Here is a 22,066-nt window from a genome sequence, read left to right on the forward strand (position 1 = left end):
ATTATAGTTTTTAATTTTCTGGTACGATTATCCTAATAGACTATACAAACAATAAACAATGGACACCAAAATCGTACGTAAAACTAACAAAAATAAGTATCTTTTAATCGTTTTGCCAATTATCTTACTCTTTGGGTATTTTGTTTTTACATCAGCTACCAAAAAAAGAAGTTTGAACGTAAAAAAAGTTGAAATTACGATTAAGACCGTTGAAAATAATTTTTTCGAAGATTTTATGTCATTTCAGGCAAAAGTAGTTCCTTTAAATTCAATGTTAGTGAATATCATTGAAGGCGGAGCCATTCAGGAAATATTTGTCGAAAACGGCGACATGGTTATAAAAGGACAACCGTTGGCACGATTGTACAATCCCAATGCAGAACTGTCGTACATGCAACAGGAAACGGCCATTATCGAACAAATTAATAATTTGGATAAAGCCAAACTCGATTTGAGAAATCAGGAATTGAATTTAGAAAAAGACTTGATTGCCATTGAACACGATTATTTGGATGCCAAAAACTCATTTGAATTGAACCAAAAACTTTTTGAACAGGAAATACTTTCTAAAAATGAATGGGAAAAGACCCAAGAAAATTATCGTTTTCAAAAAGAGCGTATGAATATTATCAAAAAAAGTGTCAAAAAAGAAAAATTAGCAAATCAAGTCCAGATAGGACAATTGAATCAATCCATTGGTTTCATGAATAAAAGTTTGGATATTTTGAGAATGAATAAAAAAAATTTCCTTGTTACAGCACCAATTTCTGGAAGACTTTCTTCCTTTGAACCTCTACTCGGGAAAACCTATGCACAAAATACAAGTATTGGTTCTATTGATGATAGGAAAGGCTATAAATTGATAGCTGACATCGATGAATTTTATTTGGATAAAATTGCAGCGCAACAAAAAGGAGCAGTAGATTTTGAAAACAAATCCATCGAAGTGCAAATAACCAAAGTGATTCCGGAAATTAAAAACGGAAGGTTTCAAGTAGAATTGGATTTTGTTTCCTCTGAAAAATTAGATTTAAAACAAGGATTGAGTTTTGGCGTAAAATTAAACCTATCAGAAAAAACTAAGACATTAGTACTTTCTAAAGGAAGCTTTAACGAAGAAACGAGCGGAAAATGGATTTTTGTAGTGAATGGAAATAAGGCCGAAAGAAGAACAATCAAATTGGGAAGAGAAAATCCATTATATTATGAAATACTCGGCGGATTGAAAGCAGGTGAAAAAGTAATTACCTCATCGTATAAAGACTATAAAGAAGTCGAAGTTTTGAATTTAGAATAAGAAAAAAAAGTAAAAAATTAGATAAAAATAACATCAATCAAAAAACGAATAGTATGATCACAATTAAAAATCTTTCAAGAGTATTTAGAACCGAAGAAGTGGAGACCATGGCATTAAGCGAAATTTCATTAACCATAAATCAAGGAGATTTTGTTTCGATTATGGGACCATCAGGAAGCGGGAAGTCCACTTTATTGAATATTGTTGGGTTGCTAGACAGCGCTTCAAGCGGAAGTTATCAGTTGTTAAACCAGGAAATGATTGGGCTGAAAGAGAAAGAAAAATCGAAAGCCAGAAAAGAAAATATTGGCTTTATTTTTCAGAATTTCAACCTGATAGACGAATTGTCGGTTTATGACAATATCGAATTGCCGCTGATTTACAATAAAGTTCCTTCTTCTGACAGAAAGAAAAAAGTAGACGCAATCGCTGATAAATTAGGAATTTCCCACCGATTGAAACATTATCCGCAACAACTTTCCGGAGGACAGCAACAGCGTGTAGCGGTAGCGAGAGCTTTAATCAACGACCCAAAAATCATTCTTGCCGATGAGCCTACAGGAAATCTGGACAGTAAAAACGGAAACGAAGTAATGGAACTTTTAACTGATTTACATGCCAGCGGTGCGACAATTTTGATGGTGACTCACTCTGATTATGATGCTTCTTTTTCCCAAAAAACCATTTTGATGAAAGATGGAGTTGTCATTTCAGAAAAAGCAAATCAAAGAAATGTTGATGTTTTTAAAGTATAAAAATGATAACCATCCTCATATCAATCGCCACAATCATTTTTGAGATCCTTTGCAAAATACTTTTGTAAACATCTTGAATTTTCATCAATCAAATCAAAATTAAATCAATCAAAAAAGTTATGATTCTCAACTGGATTAAAATATTTATTTACCACTTAAAGCAAAACAAATTGTTTTCTTTTCTCAATATTTTGGGTTTGAGTATTGGTATTGCGGGAGTGATTTTCGCCATTTTATATTGGAATGACGAACAAAGTTACAACTCTTGGAATCCCAATAAAGAAAATGTGTTTTTGGTCGCTAATCAAATGAGCGAGAATACATTCTGGGCATCTAGTTCAGCTCCAATAGGGGCTGCGATACAAGAGAAAAGTTCAGAAGTAGCATCGTATTGTTATTTAAGTGGAAATTATGAAAGCGATCCAATTCGGTTTAAAAATAAAAAAGTGCAATCGAGTAAAATCATATTAGCACAAAAGAATTTTTTTGAATTTTTTCCTTATGAATTTGTAGATGGCAATCCAAAAACAGGCTTGCAAGATGAAAATAGTATCAGTTTATCAGAAGATTTAGCTTTGCAGCTTTTTGGAAAAGAAACTGCTTTAGGAAAAGAAGTTCTGTTTCAGAATAAAAAACTCACTGTAAGAGGCGTTTATAAAATGGATAAAAAATCTTCTTACAATCCTTCTGCTGTTGTTAATTTCATTGATTTAAGAATTAGAAAAACTATTGATCAATGGGGAAATTTTCACTTTGTATTATTTCTTAAAGTTAAAAATCCTAGTAAAGTTTCGTTTATCGAAAATGATTTGCAAAAACTTTATTACGATAACATGATCGTTCGTTATGCAAAAGAAAACGGAATTTCTCCTGAGCAGTATATTAAAAAATTTGGAGTCACCAAACCCTCTTTAGAGCCTTTGTCTACTATTCGATTACACACTAAAACGAGTGGTCTAATTGAGGAAAATGGCAATTTTCAGTTTTTAATGATTATGGTAGGATTATCTGTTTTAATTCTGCTACTTTCAATTGTAAATTACATCAATTCTGCAACAGCAAATGCTATAAAACGTGCCAAAGAAGTTGGCGTAAGAAAAGTTATAGGTTCTTCAAAAATTAATATAATTCAGCAATTTGTTTTTGAAACAGCAATACTATCGTTGTTTTCAATTTTAATTGCTCTTGTACTTGTGGAACTGTCGTTACCTTATTTTAATGATTTTTTAGATAAAACGATCGTTGTGCAAGGCAGTCAATTTTATTTACAACTTATCATCATATTTAGTATCACGGTTTGTCTGGCAGGAGTTTTCCCAGCAATATATGTTTCTAATTTTGAAGCATTAAAGGTATTGAAAGGCAATTTTGGAAGAAGTAAAAGTGGCGTTTGGTTACGCAACGGAATGTTGATTTTTCAATTTTCAATTGCGACATTTTTTATCATCGGATCCTATATTGTTTATCAGCAAATAGACCATATCAATAAAAAGGATTTAGGTTTCAAGGCGAATCAAATATTAAGTATTTCTTATCGTAACGTATACGGAGAAGAAATAACCGACAATTTTAGATTTGATCGCTACTTAACAATCAAAAATGAATTATTACGCATTCCCGGTGTAAAACAAGTTGCAGCAGGTGGATTTGCCTTTGGAGGATCTGCAAAATCAACAATAACATATAAATATAAAGATTTAAGTGTAGATGGAGACAATATTCCAATTGATTTTGGAATGTTAGAAATGATGCAAATAAAACTTATGAAAGGAAGATACTTGAGTCCAAAATTTGCTCAGGATACTATTAATTCGATGTTAATAAATGAAACTGCCGCGCGACTACTAAAAGAGAAAAATCCAATTGGAAAAAAGATAAATTGGAATGGTAAAGAGTTAATTATCGTTGGGGTTGTAAAAGATTTCAACATAGGTAATCCAGCCGAAGCTATTCCGCCAATGTCAATATTCCATTTTAAAACAAATTCGTGGTTGACATTTGCTTTAAACAATATTTACATTGATGCCGATTCAAAAACTATGGATCAAACAGTAGCTGATCTGGAAAATTTTTGGCTAAAAAAAGTAGATCCTGATTATCCGTTTGCATACGATTTTGTAGATAAAGATTATAAAAGATCGTATAGCAGTTATGTGAAGCAAAAAAACCTGTTCACAATACTCAATATTGTGGTGATCCTTATTGCACTTTTTGGTTTATTCTGTCTAGCCTCGTTTTCTATAGAAAGACGCATGAAAGAAATTGCAGTCAGAAAAACACTCGGCGCAGAAACCAATGTTTTACTCAAAGAATTATCCCAACAATACATTGTTTATTGTGTTATAGGATTTATGATTGCAGTCTTTCCAGCATATTATTTGTTAAATAAATGGTTAGAGAATTTTGCTTATCGAATTGATATTTCAATCTATCCATTTCTAATTGGCTTTATTGCCTTATTATCATTGACCTTACTTGTCGTTCTTTTAAGAGCGTTTCAAGCCACAAGAGTAGACGTTTTACAATACTTAAAATACGAGTAATCATGTTAAAAAATTGGATTAAAATATTTATTTACCACTTAAAGCAAAACAAATTGTTTTCTTTTCTCAACGTTTTGGGTTTGAGCATTGGTATTGCAGGATTGATTTTCGCCATTTTATATTGGAACGACGAACATAGTTATGATAAATGGAATCCTGAAAAGGATAACGTTTACATGGTTATAAACACGTTGAACAATAATAAATGGCCTTATACTGTTGCTCCCATAGGACAATATCTGAAAAATGATCCTAATGTAGAAAGTTACAACTACTGCTATAATTGGTATAATTCAGATTTGTTTATTTACAACGGAAAAAAGCAAAAAATAGAGAAAGGATTTAATACTCAAAACAAGTTTTTCGATTATTTCCCCTTTCCTTTTATTTTCGGAAATGCTAAAAATGCTTTAAAAGATGATTCTTCAATCGCTATTTCTGAGAAAATTTACAATGCTTTTTTTGACAAAGAAAACCCAATAGGTAAGCAAATAAAATTTGGAGAAAACTTTTATACCGTTAGTGGTGTTTATAAAAATGAAATGAAAAGTTCTGTTGCTCCAGATGTTGTGATGACAGATAACTTTAAAAAAGTTATAACACAGAGTGTAGACCAATGGGAATCTTTTAATTTTTGTTTGCTTATAAAACTTAAGGATAATTCTAAAAGAGAGTTAGTTGAACGAAAAATTGAGCAACTTTTTATTGACAATGTTATTAAACCCGAAGCTAAAGAAGCCAATATTAGTTTAGAACAGCAAATAAAAGAACATGGGATTGTTGCTATAAATTTAGAACCACTTAAAGATGCTAGGCTTAATTCGGTATTAGTAGGAGGTTGGGGATATCCGGAAGGAGCTGGGAATTATCAATATTTAATCATAATGGCAGGATTGTCTATTTTAATAATGATTCTTTCCATTATTAATTATATCAATTTAGCTACTGCCAGTTCAATTAAGAGAGGGAAAGAGGTAGGAGTGCGCAAAGTATTGGGTGCAAGCAAAAGGAATATCACATTTCAATTTATCTCAGAAACAGTAGTAATTGTACTCCTTTCTATTCTTTTCGCATTAGTAATCGTCGAGATTTCATTGCCTTATTATAATGAACTTTTAGACAAGGATTTGAAAATTTATGGTAGTCAATTCTATTTACAATTGTTATTAATTTTCGGAATAGTGGTTGTATTAGGGGGATTATTCCCAGCGCTATATATTTCAAGTTTTGAAGCACAGAAAGTCTTAAAAGGAAATTTTAATAGAAGTAAAACTGGAATTTGGTTGCGCAACAGTATGTTGGTTTTTCAATTTGCTATAGCTGTTTTTTTTATTATCGGTACAACAATTGTCCACCAACAGGTAAATTACTTAACCAACAAAAACCTTGGATTTAAAGGTGATCAAGTTATTGAAATTGATTTTCTGAAAAAATTTGACAAACAGTCTGAAGCAAGTTATAAGAATGATTTTTTTAAAAACTATTTGACAGTAAAAGATAGATTGAGCAGAATGAAAGGCGTTAATCAAGTGGCTACTGGAAATTTCTCTTTTGGAAATGGTGCACGTTCTTCAAGCGATTATGTGTATCAAAATAATAATATTCAAGGGTTGAACATGGCTGTTGATTTTGGAATGATGGAAATGATGAATATCAAATTATTAGAAGGAAGGTATTTCAATTCTCAATACGCTTCAGACACCATTAATAATATAATGGTAAATGAAACAGCTGTAAAAATATTAGGAATCAAACAGCCACTAGGAAAAGAAATTGTTTCTCGTAATGGTGAGAAATCCAAAATAATCAGCGTTGTAAAAGACTTCAATTTAAGAGGGCCTCAAGAGAAAAACTCACCAATGGTGTTTACGCATTTAAAGACAATGCCATTGATGTTGCAAGGTATAAATTCAATTTTTGTAAAAGTAAAGGGAGAAAATATTGAAGAGACGGTGAGCGATATTGAACAATTTTGGAAAACTAAAGTGGATACCGAATATCCGTTCTCGTATGAGTTTGTAGATAAAAAATACGCACGATCTTTTAAGGAATATGTAAAACAAAAAAATCTATTCTCAATTCTGAATGCGGTGGTTGTTCTTATTGCCATTTTCGGTTTGTTCGCTTTGGCTTCTTTCTCGATGGAGCGAAGATTACGAGAAATCGCTATTCGAAAAACCTTAGGTGCCGAAACCAATGTTTTACTCAAAGAATTATCAAAACAATATGTTGTTTTCTGTTTAATAGGTTTTGTAATCGGCGTAGTTCCTGCCTACTTATTATTAGAAAAATGGCTCGAAAATTTTGCGTACCGAATTACAATTCAAATTTTTCCTTTTGCAATTGCTTTTCTGTCTTTACTGTTCTTAACATTAATAATTGTTTTGGCAAAAGCTTTTCAAGTAACCAAAATGGATGTTTTAAAATATTTAAAATACGAATAATTAAAAAGATTTAAACCCTTTTTTTAACTAACCAAAACCCAAATCATGTTATTAAACTATATTAAAATATTCCTCTATCATTTAAAGCAAAACAAACTGTTTTTATTTCTTAATGTTTTCGGACTAGCCATAGGAATTGCAGGATTAATTTTTGCTCTACTATATTGGAACGACGAACAAAGTTATGATGAGTGGAATCCTGAGAAGGACAACGTATATAAGGTTTTGATACAATTGAGTGATATGCCTATTTGGTCTGAATGTTCTTTGTTTTTAAAACCTGTATTAGCCAAAGACCCAAATGTTAAAAGTATATTGTATGCTGACAGTTGGTATCAGAAAGATAAAATCATCTATAATGGAAAGAAAATAGTTGAAACTAAAATCATTAATGTTGAAAACAATTTCTTTTCGTTTTTCCCTTTCAAAATAATTAGCGGAGATGCAATCTCAGGATTAAAAGATGATTCCAGTGTCGCTATTTCAGACCTTATTGCTAAACGCATTTTTGGGAACGAAAATCCAATTGAAAAACAAATAAAATGTTTAAATCACATGTTTGTAGTTCGTGCGGTGTATCAAATTCCTGGAAATTCATCAATTGCTCCTAATGTTATAGTAAACAGAATGAAGGAATTGACAACAACAAATGTAACAGCTCCTTTTTTATTAAAATTAGTAGTAAAAGTCAAAGACCCATCAAAAATTGAACTTACTAGAAAAAGTCTTGAAAAAGAGTACAATACAAGCTTTGTTGGAAGAATAGCTAAACTTGAAGGATTTACTCAAGAAGAAATGGCTAAAAAAATAGGATACTTTAATGTTGTTATGGAGCCACTTTCAAAAGCAAGATTACATTCTATTACAGATGGTTATCCTGAAGGCAGAGGAAATTATCAGTTTTTAGTAATTATGGCTGGATTGTCCGTTTTAATTCTCATTTTATCTCTTGTAAATTATATCAATTTGGCTACTGCCAATGCCATACAGCGCGCCAAAGAAGTGGGTATCCGTAAAGTTGTGGGCGCTTCAAAAGGTGCTATTGTAATTCAGTTTATTTTTGAAAGTGTCCTATTATGTTTGTTTTCTATTTTATTGGCTTTAGTGATTGTGGAGTTGTCGTTACCATATTACAATGATTTTTTAAGCAAAAATTTACATATTATTGGGAGTCAATTTTATCTTCAATTGCTACTCATTTTTATTATTTCCGTTTTGTTAGCAGGAATATTTCCAGCGGTTTATGTCGCTAATTTTGAAACTTTAAATGTGTTGAAAGGAAATTTTGGCAGAAGTAAAAGCGGAATTTGGCTGCGCAATGGAATGCTAATTTTTCAATATGCAGTTGCAACTTTTTTTATTGTAGGTTCTTATATTGTATATCAACAAATCAACTATTTAACTCATAAAGATTTAGGTTTTAAAGGTGACCAAGTGATTACTATACCATTAAATTTTTCTAACTCTGACTTTGAAGTACAAAATCCGGGACAACACATTTATAACAAATACAGTACAATCAAACAAGAATTATCTAAAATAAATGGAGTCAATGCAATATCTACTGGTCTTATTTCATTTGACGGCTCAAATAATGCTATAGTTCCTGTTTTATATAATGACGAACTTTTCAAGGAGCGAGGTATTCCTATAGATTTTGGGATTTTTGAAATGCTAAATGTTAAGGTAACAAACGGAAGAAATTTTGATTTAAAAATTGCTTCAGACACAATTAATTCAGTTGTACTTAACGAAACTGCTGTGAAATTAATGAAGATAAAAAAACCAATTGGTGAAAGTTTCAGAATCAATAATCAGATTTTAAGAATTATAGGAGTTGTTAAGGATTTTAATATTTTGAGTCCCGAAGAAAAAGTGCCTCCCATCGTTTTTTACCATCTTAAAACAACTGGTAGTACTCAATACATAGATAAAGTATATATAAAACTAAAAGCAGATACTATTGAAAATACGATTGCCGATATTGAAAAACTATGGAGCAAAGTCGATACTGAAAATCCGTTTAAATACGATTTTGTAGACAAACAATACGCCAGAACCTATGAAAATTATGTGAAGCAAAAGAATCTATTTTCATTGTTAAATATTGTTGTAATTGGTATTGCGCTTTTTGGATTATTTGCTTTGGCTTCGTATTCCATACAAAGACGCATGAAAGAAATTGCCATCCGAAAAACTTTGGGTGCAGCAACCAATTCTTTGTTGATAGAATTATCCAAACAGTATATTTTGTATTGCACAATCGGGTATTTAATCGCTTTGTTTCCTGTGTATTATTTATTGAACAAATGGCTCGAAAATTTTGCTTTTAGGATTCACATGACAGTATTTCCATTCGTATTTGGGTTTATTATTTTGTTACTACTAACACTTTTGATAGTGCTTTCAAAAGCCTTTCAAGCAACTAAAACGGATGTTTTAAAATATTTAAAATATGAATAAGAATGCAATTTTTACGGTAGTCTTTTTTTTAATTTTTGCTTTGGTAAGTGCTCAGGAAAATTCTTGGACGCTTACTAAATGCATGGAAACAGCTTTGCAAAATAATATCGAAATAAAAATCAGACAACTTGAAATAAAAAAAACAGAAAAGGCCCAAAACTCAGTTTTGAATAGAATGTTACCCACGATCAATTTATATGGTGAACAAGGCTATAATTTTGGTTCTACCATTGATCCATCGACTAACGGAAGGGTAAGCTCTAACATTCAGAACAATAATTTTTATCTCAATGCTAGAACGAATTTAATAGATTTTAGTGCTTTTGCAAATACACAAAAAGACAAATTAAATATTGCACTCGCCAAAGCGGATGTAGAAGTCATAGAAAATGAATACAAACTTCAAATTTTAGAAAGTTATTATCAAGTGCTATACATACAAGAGTTATTGAAAATCCAAAAAGAACAACTCAAGCAGGCTTCTTTCAACTTGGACAGAATAACTAAAGAGGTTGCCATTGGGAGTAAACCCCGAAGTGATTTGTATGACATGCAATTGAGCTTTTCGACAGAAGAAATCCGAAATCAGGAAACAGAACAATTGTATGCTATAAAAAAAACAGAGTTGTTTCATTTGATGAATGTTATGAATGTGAAAACTGATGAAGTTGTATTAGAACCATATTTAAAGGAAGCAAAAAAAGATTTTGAGACTGAGCTTTTTAATCCTAAAATTAAACTTGCCGAACTCAATTATCAAAATAGTTTGAAGTCAATTCGATTAGAAAAAGCCAGTAATTATCCAGTATTGTCAGCCTACTACGGATATTCTACTTTCTATTATAAAAATCTGAAACAAGTAAATACCAACACAGATTCTTTTTTTCATCAGTTAGAAGACAATAAAAACCAACAAGTTGGAATGCAATTGAGCATACCTGTTTTCAATGGCTTTAGAAATGACAAAAAAATTAGTGTATCAAAAATAGCTGGGGATAAGGCAAAACTGCTAATAGAAAAGGAAAAACAACAAGTAGAAAAACAAGTCATCTTAGAAGAACAAAACAAGAAGAATTATTCACAACTTCAATATAAATTGATCCAGAAGCAAAAGTTTGCTAAAGCATCTTTTGCTACTACACAATCTAAATTTACAAGTGGTAAAGTGGAAGCAATTGTATATTCCTCAGTGAAAAATCAATCGCTTTCTGCTGATTTTGAAGTAGTAAAAAATAATCTTCAATTGCAATACATTGATTTGAAAATAAACCTGCTGAGAAGGAATCATTTATAAAAATTAACCCGATTATACAAAGGTGTTTACCCTGCAAACGGTTATTTCTTTTAATCTTGAACAAAATGATTCGTTACAAAGTTTGATAATTCAAATAATATTAATCTTAGTTCTAAAATATTACTATCCCATTGGGTGTAATTAAATTGTTTGATTTTTAATATTGTTTATATGCCTATCAAAGACGAATTTAATGATATATTGAACAAATGTTAATACTGTTATTTTTGCTAAAATTCTTGTTTTAAAACCTTCAAAAGTTTAACATAATTGTTTCTAATTCTGAACTTGTCGCATAGTTGTGAAAATAAATTTTTAATTCTTTTTCTTGATTTCCTAAAGATATAAAGTTGTAGCTTATAATCTTTTTGATTAGTTCTTTTTGGTGTTTCTAATTTGATATTTAGAGTTTGAAACAAATCTAATTGAATGCTTTGAGACAAGTAACCTCTATCTTCAAGTAGCATACAATCAGATATTTTTTGTTTTGTATTTTTCAAAAAATGAACGTCGTGGACTTCTGCTTTTGTAATATCCAATGAATGGAAAATTCTATTTATAGAACAAACTCCGTGCAATTTATATCCGTAAAACCAGTTGTTTTGAGTAGCACAAAACCCTTTTGAAGGAGCAGTTTCAAACTCATTTTTATAGATTTTAATTCTTCTATGACGTGCAAATTTACAAATCTCCAAAGGTATACTATCCACGATGAAGTAATCTTCAAATTCTAAAAACCGAAATGATAATTTTGTTCTTAATTCTTCTAAAAATAAAAACAATTTTCGTCTTCTTTTATTGAACTGACTTCTGTCGATTAAATTAGGTATTTGTTACTTATTAATCTCTTTAAATAAAAAATTTTCACTGTCAATAAACATAAATTCAGCCGTTAGACTTAGTGCAACTTATTCTAAATCAGATATTTTTTGTTTTCTACTAACATCCGATTTATATTCTAGTTTAAAATTAAAAGAACTTATAACTTCAAAAACTCTAAAATAATTTTTTACTATGTTTGAAATAAATATTGTTTTGTTTAGCGACTTTAAGATACTTAATTTCAGTATCTTGACCAACATCTAATCAATTTATTTTACTGCAAATAATTACACCCAACGGGTTAAAAGTAAATAGTTTTTATTTAAAAGCCATTAAAAACATTCTTACTTTTGTTTTCACTACGATCAAAAAATTAGTAAATGGTAAAACTTCTCCAAAATAACATCGCAGCACATATTTCACTTTCAGATACAGAGATGGCATCATTCTGTAATTTATTTGAACACAAAACAATCAAAAAAAAAAGTTTTATGTTGCGAGAAGGCGAAGTTTGCCAATTTGAAGGTTTTGTCACCAAAGGACTTTTTCGAGTCTATCATATTGACAAAAATGGCTATGAACAAATTCTTTATTTTGCCATAGAAAATTGGTGGATTACTGATATTGATAGTTTTACGACTGAAACACCATCACAACTTTTTATAGAAGCTCTTGAGGATAGTGAGATACTTGTTATTTCTAAAAAAGACAAAGAATTTGCCTATGCCAAATTGCCTAAAACCGAAAAATTATTTCGAGTAATGACTCAAAAAACACACGTAGCACTGCAACGAAGAATGATAGATAATTTAAGTAAAACGGCTGAGCAACGTTATGTTGAATTTTCAGAGCGGTATCCACAACTTATTCAGCGCCTTTCCAATATACAAGTAGCTGCTTATTTGGGTATTACAAATGTTTTCTTAAGTAATATTCGAAAGAAAATTACATCTAAAAAATAATTGTAGCATCTTATTTATTAAATTAGTTTAATGTTTTTCATTTCCCTTCTTGTCACCTTTGCAGTATCAAATTACAATTGAATGAAAAAGACCTTAATCATTACCGTTGTAGCGATGCTATTATTAGGTTGTAATGGAAATTCACAAGAACTAAAAAATAAAAAAATGAGTAAATTAATTTATGTAATGGATCCTCTTTGTGGCTGGTGCTATGGAAATAGTAGCAATACTCAAAAACTATTTGAAAAATATAAAAATCAGATCGATTTTGAAATTCTCCCTGCTGGAATGTGGGTTGGCGAAAATGCTCGCAAACAATCCAAACAAATGGCACAATTTATCAAAAAACACGATCCCCAAGTGCAACAAACTACAGGTACAGCATTTGGTAAAGACTACTTTGAATTTATCGAAAATGAATCCATTGTTCTGGATAGTGAAATTCCTTCAAGAGCTATTGTAACTGTAAAAAATCTTTGGCCATTACAAGCCATTCCTTTTGCTATTGAAGTTCAAAAAGCAAGATATTGGTATGGTTTAGACTTGAATCAAGATAAAACGTATTTAAACATTTGCGAAAAATTTGGATTGAACAAAGAAGAATTTCTAAAAGAATTTCATTCAGAAAATGGCAAACTAGAAGCACAAAAAACTTTTGCTTTAGCCCAAAAATATGCCAATTCTTATCCTACATTATTAATAGAAAAAGGCGGTAAATTAGTTATTGTAGAACAAGGATATGCTCCATTTGAAACTATTGAAAAACAAATCGATAGTATTATTTTTTAAACTAATTTAATGTTTTGAGTCTGTATAAGGTTGCAACTTTGCAGTATCAATCTTAAACAATAGAAAAAATGAAAACAATTACCTCTACAGTATTTTTAACAATTTTAATTTTATTTAATATGGAATCACAAGCACAAAGTTTCAAAACCATTGAAACCAAAGATTTAAAACTTGAAGTTTACAACGCATCAGAAAATAGTTTTGGCGTAGCATCGGTAATTGTTTTTGGAAAAACAGATGCGGTTTTAATTGATGCCCAATTTACATTGGCAGATGCCGAAAAAGTAGCTGCAGAAATCAAAGCTAGTGGCAAAAAATTAACTGCTATTTACGTTTCTCACGCAGATCCTGATTATTATTTTGGATTGGAAATATTCAAAAAATACTTTCCAGATGTGGTGGCTTATGCTTCGCCAGCTACAGTAGAGGCAATCAAGGTTACAGCTCAAAAAAAATTAGATGTTTGGGGAGAACGATTAGGTAAAGCCATAACTTCAAACGTTGTTTTGCCACAAGTTTTAAAAGGAAACAGTATTGAATTGGAAGGTCAAAAATTAGAGATTATTGGTTTGGAAGAATTCTCTAAAAAAACCTTCGTTTGGATTCCTTCTATCAAAGCAGTTGTGGGCGGAATTAATGTTTTTGGAACTACTTTTAATCTTTGGATGGCAGACGCACAAACCCAAGAAGCACGCAAAAACTGGATTACAGTTTTAGATAAAATTGAAGCCTTACATCCTGAAATTGTAATTCCTGCTCACGCAAATAATGCAAGTCCATTCGACCTTTCTGCTGTGAAACACACTAAAAATTATATCCACTTCTACGAAGAAGCTTTGAAAACCAACAAAACTTCAGAAGATTTAATCAAAGCCATTAAAGCAAAATACCCAACACTTACTTTTGAAACCGCCTTACAAATAGGAGCAAAAGTAAATACAGGAGAAATGAAATGGTAAAATCAATTCTATACAGCTTGACAATGCTTTTGTTATTGTCAGGCTGTTCTTTAAACAAAAAAGCGATGACAAATCTTGAAATTATAAAAATTACTTACGAAGGAAAAACTTCGGAAGAAAACGGTAAAAATTTGGCTAAATATGTAGCCGATGACATTTCTTGGACAGAAGCCAAAGGTTTTCCGTATGCTGGAACCTATATTGGTTTAGAAGACGTATCTAAAAATGTTTTTAGCCGATTAGGAAGCGAATGGAATGATTATAAATTCACACCTGAAGATTATGTAGCTAGTGATGACAAAGTTGTTGCTTTTGGAACGTATTCTGGAACATATAAAATTACTGGTAAATCATTTATAGCCAGAGTGGCACACGTCTGGAAATTGAAAGACAACAAAATAATAAGTTTTGAGCAGTTTGTAGACAGCCAGCCGGTAAATGATGCAATGAAATAAAGCTATCATGAAAAAAATAATTGTAAATTCCTTACTAGTTATTCCATTATTTACCTTTTATTAGTTTTTTCGATAAAAAGGAAACAAATCGAGAAGTAACAAAAGAAGAATCTAGCAAAAAACTGGTAATGACTTTTTATCAAAGTTTGATAGTAGATAAAGATAATAGTTTCATTGATAGTTATTTAGTGAAAAAATTTCATCCCACAATAACTCAACAATCAATGGGAAATGAAGCATGAAAAACTATTCACCTCCTTTACTACAGAATTAAGGAAATTGTATTCATTTAATTATATTATTGAAGTAAAAATTTCACACGTAAAATTCAAGTTAAAAGTGTAATTGATAAATTAAAAACACTTGTATTTTGCGTGATTTAAAGTAAGCTATATTTAATAAAATGACATCTGATAAATGGCATACAGACTTAATATTAAAACGTTGGAAACTAGAAAACAGGTTAAGAGTTTATTATGAAACAATCTATAAATGGATATGGGATTCAAAACATATTAACTGGATTTTAACTCCTGCTAAATAAAAAAAATCAATTTAACATGGGAAAAGAGTTCGCTGGACATACTTAAATCGCGAACATTTTAAATTTAAAAGCCTATTTAACAAAATTATACACTTCGCAAGAAACAGACACAGTAGAAAATATAATCGGTATTATTACGAGCTTTTTTCCAAAAAAAACAGATTTTCGAAATGTAAATAGTAAAAGAATTTAAAAAGTAGAATTATAAAAATAATATACCTTTTAGAAAATTCAATTACCTTAGTTCTATTGAAACTCTTAATACTAAGTTTGTTGTGCTTATGAGTTGAAAAGAACAAAGAATTAAATATGATATTGTTTATTTATTTTAAAAATAATTACTTTTACTTGACTCCATATTTAACTCATTAAATCAACTAATAAAATAATTTATAAGAAAATTAAGTTTTTCTTAGTGAAAATTAATTCTTAGCATACTCAATAAAAATTTTATGAATACCTCAAATTTTATTTTAAGAAGAATTTATATATTATTGGTGCTAACTATGCTATTTTCTTGTAATTCAATTGATAATAGTAAAAAAAATATTTCAATTGGATTTTCACAAAGTGTAGATCAGGATATTTGGAGAACATCGATGAATCATGCAATGGAAGTTGAAGCTTCACTTCATCCAGAGGTCAATTTGACCATTAATAATGCGAATCGACAACCAAAAAAGCAGATCAGTGATATAGAAAAATTTATAGCTGATAAAGTGGATGTTATTATTGTTTCTCCATTTGAGTCAGATTCTATTGTCCCAGTTATAGAAAAAGCAAAGACTAAAGGAATTCCGGTAATTGTAGTAGACAGAAAAGTAAATACGACTAATTATACAGCATATTTAGGTGCAGACAATATTGAAGTGGGACGATTAGCAGGCAAACATCTTGTTTCAATTTCTAAAGGACATGCCAATGTGATTCAAATTTATGGGGATTTAAATACATCGCCTGGTTTAGAGAGAAGTTTGGGTTTTAAACAAATTATTAAACAATATCCAGATATTAAAGTTTTTGATTTAGATTCTGATGATTTTGGAAATCCAAAAACAAATTATGTAAAGTTATTAGATAGTCTGTCTAATATTGATTACGTATATGCCTTTAATGATTTAATTGCCTATAACGCATGGAAAATTGCCAAGAAAAAAGGGTTAGACAAAAAAATAAAATTTATAGGGGTTGATGGACTAAATGGACCATTCGGAGGAATTCAATATGTTCAAGACAAAATTTTAGAAGCAACTGTTTTATATCCTACAGGAGGTAGTGAAGCTATTAAATTAGCATTGAAAATAGCTAATAAAGAGATTGTACCTAAAAATAATAAATTGAACACGATATTGATTGACTCACTTAATGCAGATATAATGAGCAATCAATTTGATAAAATAACGAATCAACAATCCGATATTGAGCAACAGCAGAATGTTATTAGAAGTCAAGAAGAGAAATATGCTACTCAAAGTAACCTTTTAAAGCTTTTGTTTTTTCTATTTATGTTGGCGCTAGGTTTAGCTTTCTTCAGTATTTATTCTCGTATAGCAATAAGCCGTAAAAAGATAGAATTGGAAGAGACAAATAAAAAAATTGTTAGCCAAAGAAATGAAATTGAAAAATTTTCTGAAGAATTAAAACTAAGTAATGAAGCAAGAGTTAATTTTTTTACAGGTCTGTCTCATGAATTTAAAACGCCTTTGACTTTAATTTTAAGTTCTGTCGAATCTTTGAGTATTGAACTTAAGAATAAAGGGATTTTTGTAAATAATGAAATTAGCCTGATGTATAATAATTCCAAGAGATTACTACGCTTAATCAATCAATTATTGGATTATAGAAAAGCCGAAGATAAAAAGTTTGTATTAAGAGCTTCAAAAACTAATATTTTAGACTTTTCAAAGAATATAATTGCAGATTTTGAACGGGAGGCTAAAAAGAGAAATATTTATTTTTCATTGACAACTAACAATCCAGAATTAGAAGTCTATATGGATCGAAATCTTATGGATAAAGTCTATTTTAATTTGTTGTCAAATGCCTTCAAATTCACTGCTGAAAAGGGTAAAATTTCGATTGTAATAAAAGAAGATAAACTCAATAAAATCGTTAAAATTTATTTTAAAGATTCGGGTATTGGGATTCCAGAGAAAGAATTGAAGGAAGTTTTTAATGCTTTTTATCAAGGTTCAAATAATTATAGAAATAGTTCCGGAATTGGGCTTCATCTTTCAAAATCTTTCATAGAGTTGCATAAAGGACGTGTAGAAATTAATTCAAAAAACGGCGCAGAATTTATAATTACACTTCTATTAGGGAAAGAGCATCTAGAAGAAAAAGAAATCATAAAAGATTCTGTATTAGTTTATGATCATCATCCAGATTATATAGATTCTGAGGATATTCAAGGGGCAAAACCCCAAAACACCGAAGATAAATTCTCCGTTCTTTACATAGAGGACAACAAAGAATTATTGGATTTTGTTTCTCTTAAGCTTTCAATAGAATACTCCATCTATACTTCAGACGGAACTAATGCCATTGAAAGCGCAATAGAGTTAATACCAGATGTTATTATATGTGATTTAAATTTACCGGATAAAAACGGCTTCGAAATTTGCGAGCTACTTAAGAATGATTTAAGGACATCCCACATTCCTATAATTATACTAACGGCTTCTGATGATCCGGAATCTTTTTCTAAAGCATTGGGGAGTGGAGCGGATCTATTTCTATCGAAACCTTTTAGTATAAAATCATTATCACAATCCATAAAGTGTTTGCTTTTTAACAGAGAGAAGGTTCGCTTTTATTATACAAATAATATTAAAAATATTGTTACTAATGTAGATGTTAATTTTGGCATTTCTGAACAAGATTTTCTTAGAAAATTAAATCATTTGATAGAAAAAAACATCGATAAATCTTTATATTCTGTTGAAGAATTGGCCAAAGACTTAAATATTTCTCGAGTGCAATTGTATCGAAAAGTAAAAGCAATTTTGGGAATTAGTGTTAGTGATTATATTAACAATATTCGATTAGAAAAGTCAAAAGAACTTCTTTTAAATTCTAATCTAATTATTTCGGAAATTGCCTATGCATTAGGATTTTCTTCGCCAAATTATTTTTCAACTTCCTTTAAAAATAAATTTGGGGTTACACCTAAAGAATATAAAAGTAAAAAGTAGATTATTCTCAATGCAACAATTTTTTCCTAACAAAATAGCGTAACATAATTGTACTTTAATAAGTATAAGAGCAACTGCAACAAGATAGTTACTTTTTTTTAATGCATTTAATGTGTTGATAATTAATAGTTTGATTTTTTTAAAACTTTAATAAATCATTTATGAATTGCTTAATAAATTCATTTTTTTTATCGATTATTTTTAAACTTCTTCCAAAAATAAATTTAAAATTTTATGAATCGAATAAATTCATCAAGTAACTTTTTTATTCCTGAATATCTATTTTTTTTAAAATGCGTGTAACATGATTGTAGTACGTGTAACATAATCGAACTACAACGAAGTAGTTATCTATTTGTTTTAAATTTTAATTAGCTGATAATAAATACCTTATGATTTATTTGCTAAATGGAAACAGTATTAAATGTAATCGTAACATCCTCTAAATCAAAGCAAAATTTAAGTGGGTATCTTAGCAATCTAATTTAATATTTTTTGATAATGAAAAAAATAGTTGTTTGGGCTTTGATTGCTTCATTAGCAGGTTTCCTATTTGGTTTCGATACAGTTGTTATTTCTGGAGCTGATAAAAAGCTGCAAGTTCTTTGGAATTCGTCTGATACATTTCATGGCACAGTAGTTATGGGAATGGCATTATGGGGAACCGTTCTTGGAGCAATATTTGGAGGGATTCCTACTAATAAGATAGGGAGAAAGAATACTTTATTATGGATAGGTATTTTATTCTTGTTCTCTGCAGTTGGATCTGCTTTTGCAAATAATCCATTTGTATTTGCCGTATTTAGATTTATTGGAGGTTTGGGTGTTGGGGCATCAACAATTGCAGCGCCAGCATATATATCAGAAATAGCTCCTGCAAAAGATAGAGGCAAGCTAGTTGCTTTTTATCAATTCAATATTGTTTTAGGAATTCTTATGGCTTTTTTGTCTAATTATCTTTTAAACGATGTGGGTGAAAATTCGTGGAGATGGATGATGGGAGTACAAGCAATTCCATCTGTAATTTATATTTTATTAATTATTTCGATTCCTGAAAGCCCAAGATGGTTATTGTCTAAACTCAAGAATGACGAAGCTAGAAGAGTGTTGCAATTAATGGGGCAACAAGCTGATTATGAAAAAATAAAAGAAGAGATAGATAAAGATAATAACGATGCATCTAAGATTTATGATACTATATTTTTAAAGAAATACAGAACGCCTTTAGTATTGGCCTTTTTAATGGCTTTTTTCAATCAATTATCTGGAATTAATGCTTTTTTATATTATTCCAGCAGAATATTTCAAGAGGCGGGTCTTGGTGAAAGTACCGCTTTATTAAGTAGTATTGGAATAGGAGTGGTGAATTTACTTTTCACACTATTGGGCGTTTTCTTAATCGATAAATTAGGGCGTAAAATATTAATGTACATTGGTTCTGTAGGGTATATCATATCACTATCACTTGTTGCAATGGCTTTCTTTTTTCATTGGGAAGGAATGGCTGTTCCCATTTTCTTGTTCTTATTTATTGCTGCACATGCAATAGGACAAGGTGCTGTAATTTGGGTTTTTATTTCAGAAATTTTCCCCAATCATTTAAGGGCATCAGGTCAATCCTTTGGGAGTACTACACATTGGGTTCTGGCTGCTATTATTCCATCATTAATTCCATATCTATTCTCTACAGTAGGACCGGGAGTTGTATTCTTGTTTTTTGCAGTGATGATGGTTTTTCAACTTTTGTTTGTTGCATTTATGATGCCGGAAACTAAAGGTATTTCTTTAGAAGAATTAAGTAAAAAATTAATAAAAGAATAGGAATGAAGACAATAATTAAAAAAGAATTTTTCAAGATCTTGTGTTTCATCTTAGTTGTAGTGACCTTAGTTGGATGTAAACAATCTGTATTTGAAGAACAGAAGAGCTATACAGAATCAGAATTATACAAACCAAATTTTCATTTCACTCCTAAAAAGGGTTGGATGAATGATCCTAACGGGATGTTTTACTATAACGGATATTACCACCTTTTTTACCAATATTATCCGGATTCAAATGTTTGGGGGCCTATGCATTGGGGTCACGCTATCAGTACTGATCTTATAACTTGGGTTGAAAAACCCATTGCACTTTATCCAGATGAAAAAGGATATATTTTTTCAGGAAGTGCAGTGGTTGATGTAAAAAATACTTCAGGATTTGGGAGCTTAAAAAATCCTCCAATGGTTGCCATGTTTACGTATCATGATATGAAAAAAGAGAAAGCTGGTGAGATCAAGTATCAGTCACAAGGAATTGCCTATTCCTTAAATGAAGGGCTGACTTGGACAAAATATGAGGCTAATCCAATTATTAAAAATCCAAATATTAAAGATTTTAGAGACCCAAAAATGACTTGGGATGCGATTCACCAACAATGGTTAATGGTACTGGCAGCTGGGGATAAAACGATGTTTTATGGTTCTAAAAATTTGAAAGATTGGTCACTGCTTTCAGATTTTGGCAAAGATACTGGAGTCCATGGAGGGGTTTGGGAATGCCCGGATTTTTTTCCTATGCTAGTTGAAGGAACTGATGAGTACAAATGGGTTATGTTATCAAGTATTAATCCTGGAGGACCTAATGGTGGTTCAGCTACACAATACTTCGTAGGTGATTTTGACGAAAAAAAATTCACCATTGATGAAGCTTTTTCAAAAGATGTAAAACAACAAAAAGGGCTTTGGATTGACTATGGTAGAGATAATTATGCAGGCGTTACTTGGGCTAATATTTCTGAGGTGGATGGTAGAAAATTATTTATTGGGTGGATGTCAAATTGGGATTATGCACAAAAAGTACCAACAGAAACATGGAGAAGCAGTATGACTATACCTAGAGAATTAGTACTTGTTAAAGATAACGGTCACTATATTGTGTCTTCTAAACCTGTAAAAGAATTACAAAATTATATTGCTAAAACCATTAAAAAAGAATCTCTTAAAATAGATAAGGAAACGATTTTGGTAGATAAAAAAGTAGTCGATTTAACTAAATTGGACATTCACTTTTCTTTAAAGAATCTTAAAAAAGATATTTATACCTTTTCTTTATCTAATGATGCTAAGAATACAATTCAATTTGGAATCAATAAAAAGGAAAATTACTTTTTTATTGATAGATCAAAATCTGGAAAAATAACTTTCTCTGACCTTTTTGCAAAAAATATTTCAAAGGCTCCTTTTAAGGGTGACTTTGATAAAATGGATGTACGAATAATTGTAGATAAAACTTCAATAGAAATTTTTTATAACAATGGAAAAACAGTCATGACAGAAATATTTTTCCCTGATAAACCAATGGAATATTTTTCAGTTTCTAAAGCTAATACGGAGTATACAATTGAAAACTTAATTATTAACCAACTAAATTTTAACTAAACTAACTAAATTATAAAACATAAAATTATTCTTTACTTAATCCTGATGGGGTAGTTTTTTTCTGTATTGGTCTAAAATATAAGAATTATAGTTGTTTTTATTGAATAGGTTTTTTTCTACCTA

Annotated in this window: 13 protein-coding genes and 1 pseudogene; 13 read left to right on the forward strand and 1 reads right to left on the reverse strand. The window is 30.3% G+C overall.

What is annotated here, in order from left to right; translation table 11 throughout:
* The first annotated feature begins 58 nt into the window (after nt 1-58).
* The 6 genes from AC061E_RS15180 (at nt 59) to AC061E_RS15205 (ending at nt 10,796) form a co-directional block, all read left to right on the forward strand.
* Entirely contained in the window at nt 59-1,297 is a 1,239-nt protein-coding gene (locus tag AC061E_RS15180) for an efflux RND transporter periplasmic adaptor subunit (protein ID WP_478287004.1), read from the forward strand.
* Between the two features lie 53 nt (nt 1,298-1,350).
* A complete protein-coding gene (locus tag AC061E_RS15185) occupies nt 1,351-2,052 on the forward strand; it encodes an ABC transporter ATP-binding protein (protein ID WP_478287005.1) in 702 nt (233 codons plus the stop codon).
* 170 nt (nt 2,053-2,222) lie between these two features.
* Entirely contained in the window at nt 2,223-4,595 is a 2,373-nt protein-coding gene (locus AC061E_RS15190) for an ABC transporter permease (RefSeq protein ID WP_478287006.1), read from the forward strand.
* Between the two features lie 2 nt (nt 4,596-4,597).
* Nucleotides 4,598-7,039, forward strand: coding sequence for an ABC transporter permease (locus tag AC061E_RS15195; protein ID WP_478287007.1), 2,442 nt, complete (start codon nt 4,598-4,600; stop codon nt 7,037-7,039).
* A 45-nt stretch (nt 7,040-7,084) separates the two neighbouring features.
* Nucleotides 7,085-9,502, forward strand: a complete 2,418-nt coding sequence (locus tag AC061E_RS15200; RefSeq protein WP_478287008.1) for an ABC transporter permease — start codon at nt 7,085-7,087, stop codon at nt 9,500-9,502.
* On the forward strand, nt 9,495-10,796 hold the full coding sequence (locus AC061E_RS15205; RefSeq protein WP_478287009.1) for a TolC family protein: 1,302 nt from the start codon (nt 9,495-9,497) through the stop codon (nt 10,794-10,796). Before AC061E_RS15200 ends, AC061E_RS15205 begins: the two co-directional genes overlap by 8 nt.
* A 141-nt stretch (nt 10,797-10,937) precedes the next feature.
* Here AC061E_RS15205 and AC061E_RS15210 read toward each other — a convergent pair.
* Nucleotides 10,938-11,821: pseudogene (locus tag AC061E_RS15210) on the reverse strand (IS982 family transposase).
* A 177-nt stretch (nt 11,822-11,998) separates the two neighbouring features.
* On the opposite strand from AC061E_RS15210, the gene AC061E_RS15215 reads away from it, so the two are divergent.
* The 7 genes from AC061E_RS15215 to AC061E_RS15245 all read left to right on the forward strand — a co-directional run bounded on the left by AC061E_RS15215 (nt 11,999) and on the right by AC061E_RS15245 (nt 21,943).
* Complete coding sequence (locus AC061E_RS15215; protein WP_478287010.1) at nt 11,999-12,580, forward strand: Crp/Fnr family transcriptional regulator; 582 nt, start codon at nt 11,999-12,001, stop codon at nt 12,578-12,580.
* An 81-nt stretch (nt 12,581-12,661) separates the two neighbouring features.
* Entirely contained in the window at nt 12,662-13,369 is a 708-nt protein-coding gene (locus AC061E_RS15220) for a DsbA family protein (RefSeq protein WP_478287011.1), read from the forward strand.
* A gap of 68 nt (nt 13,370-13,437) precedes the next feature.
* The gene (locus AC061E_RS15225) at nt 13,438-14,328 is read left to right on the forward strand and encodes an MBL fold metallo-hydrolase (RefSeq protein ID WP_478287012.1); all 891 of its coding nucleotides are present in this window, start codon (nt 13,438-13,440) and stop codon (nt 14,326-14,328) included.
* A gap of 65 nt (nt 14,329-14,393) precedes the next feature.
* A complete protein-coding gene (locus AC061E_RS15230; protein WP_478287013.1) occupies nt 14,394-14,783 on the forward strand; it encodes a nuclear transport factor 2 family protein in 390 nt (129 codons plus the stop codon).
* Between the two features lie 996 nt (nt 14,784-15,779).
* On the forward strand, nt 15,780-18,521 hold the full coding sequence (locus tag AC061E_RS15235) for a hybrid sensor histidine kinase/response regulator transcription factor (RefSeq protein WP_478287014.1): 2,742 nt from the start codon (nt 15,780-15,782) through the stop codon (nt 18,519-18,521).
* 501 nt (nt 18,522-19,022) lie between these two features.
* Nucleotides 19,023-20,342 carry a sugar porter family MFS transporter gene (locus AC061E_RS15240; RefSeq protein ID WP_478287015.1) on the forward strand — a complete coding sequence of 440 codons (1,320 nt, stop codon included), beginning with the start codon at nt 19,023-19,025 and terminating at the stop codon, nt 20,340-20,342.
* A 2-nt stretch (nt 20,343-20,344) separates the two neighbouring features.
* The gene (locus tag AC061E_RS15245) at nt 20,345-21,943 is read left to right on the forward strand and encodes a glycoside hydrolase family 32 protein (RefSeq protein ID WP_478287016.1); all 1,599 of its coding nucleotides are present in this window, start codon (nt 20,345-20,347) and stop codon (nt 21,941-21,943) included.
* The last annotated feature ends 123 nt before the right edge of the window (nt 21,944-22,066 follow it).

It is taken from the genome of Flavobacterium sp. GNP011 (assembly GCF_056428925.1).

Excerpts from the sequence above, each read along its gene's own strand:
- AC061E_RS15180 (WP_478287004.1), top strand. The coding sequence starts at position 59 with ATGGACACCAAAATCGTACGTAAAACTAACAAAAATAAGTATCTTTTA.
- AC061E_RS15185 (WP_478287005.1), top strand. The coding sequence starts at position 1,351 with ATGATCACAATTAAAAATCTTTCAAGAGTATTTAGAACCGAAGAAGTG.
- AC061E_RS15195 (WP_478287007.1), top strand. The coding sequence starts at position 4,598 with ATGTTAAAAAATTGGATTAAAATATTTATTTACCACTTAAAGCAAAAC.
- AC061E_RS15200 (WP_478287008.1), top strand. The coding sequence starts at position 7,085 with ATGTTATTAAACTATATTAAAATATTCCTCTATCATTTAAAGCAAAAC.
- AC061E_RS15205 (WP_478287009.1), top strand. The coding sequence starts at position 9,495 with ATGAATAAGAATGCAATTTTTACGGTAGTCTTTTTTTTAATTTTTGCT.
- AC061E_RS15215 (WP_478287010.1), top strand. The coding sequence starts at position 11,999 with ATGGTAAAACTTCTCCAAAATAACATCGCAGCACATATTTCACTTTCA.
- AC061E_RS15220 (WP_478287011.1), top strand. The coding sequence starts at position 12,662 with ATGAAAAAGACCTTAATCATTACCGTTGTAGCGATGCTATTATTAGGT.
- AC061E_RS15225 (WP_478287012.1), top strand. The coding sequence starts at position 13,438 with ATGAAAACAATTACCTCTACAGTATTTTTAACAATTTTAATTTTATTT.
- AC061E_RS15230 (WP_478287013.1), top strand. The coding sequence starts at position 14,394 with ATGACAAATCTTGAAATTATAAAAATTACTTACGAAGGAAAAACTTCG.
- AC061E_RS15235 (WP_478287014.1), top strand. The coding sequence starts at position 15,780 with ATGAATACCTCAAATTTTATTTTAAGAAGAATTTATATATTATTGGTG.
- AC061E_RS15240 (WP_478287015.1), top strand. The coding sequence starts at position 19,023 with ATGAAAAAAATAGTTGTTTGGGCTTTGATTGCTTCATTAGCAGGTTTC.
- AC061E_RS15245 (WP_478287016.1), top strand. The coding sequence starts at position 20,345 with ATGAAGACAATAATTAAAAAAGAATTTTTCAAGATCTTGTGTTTCATC.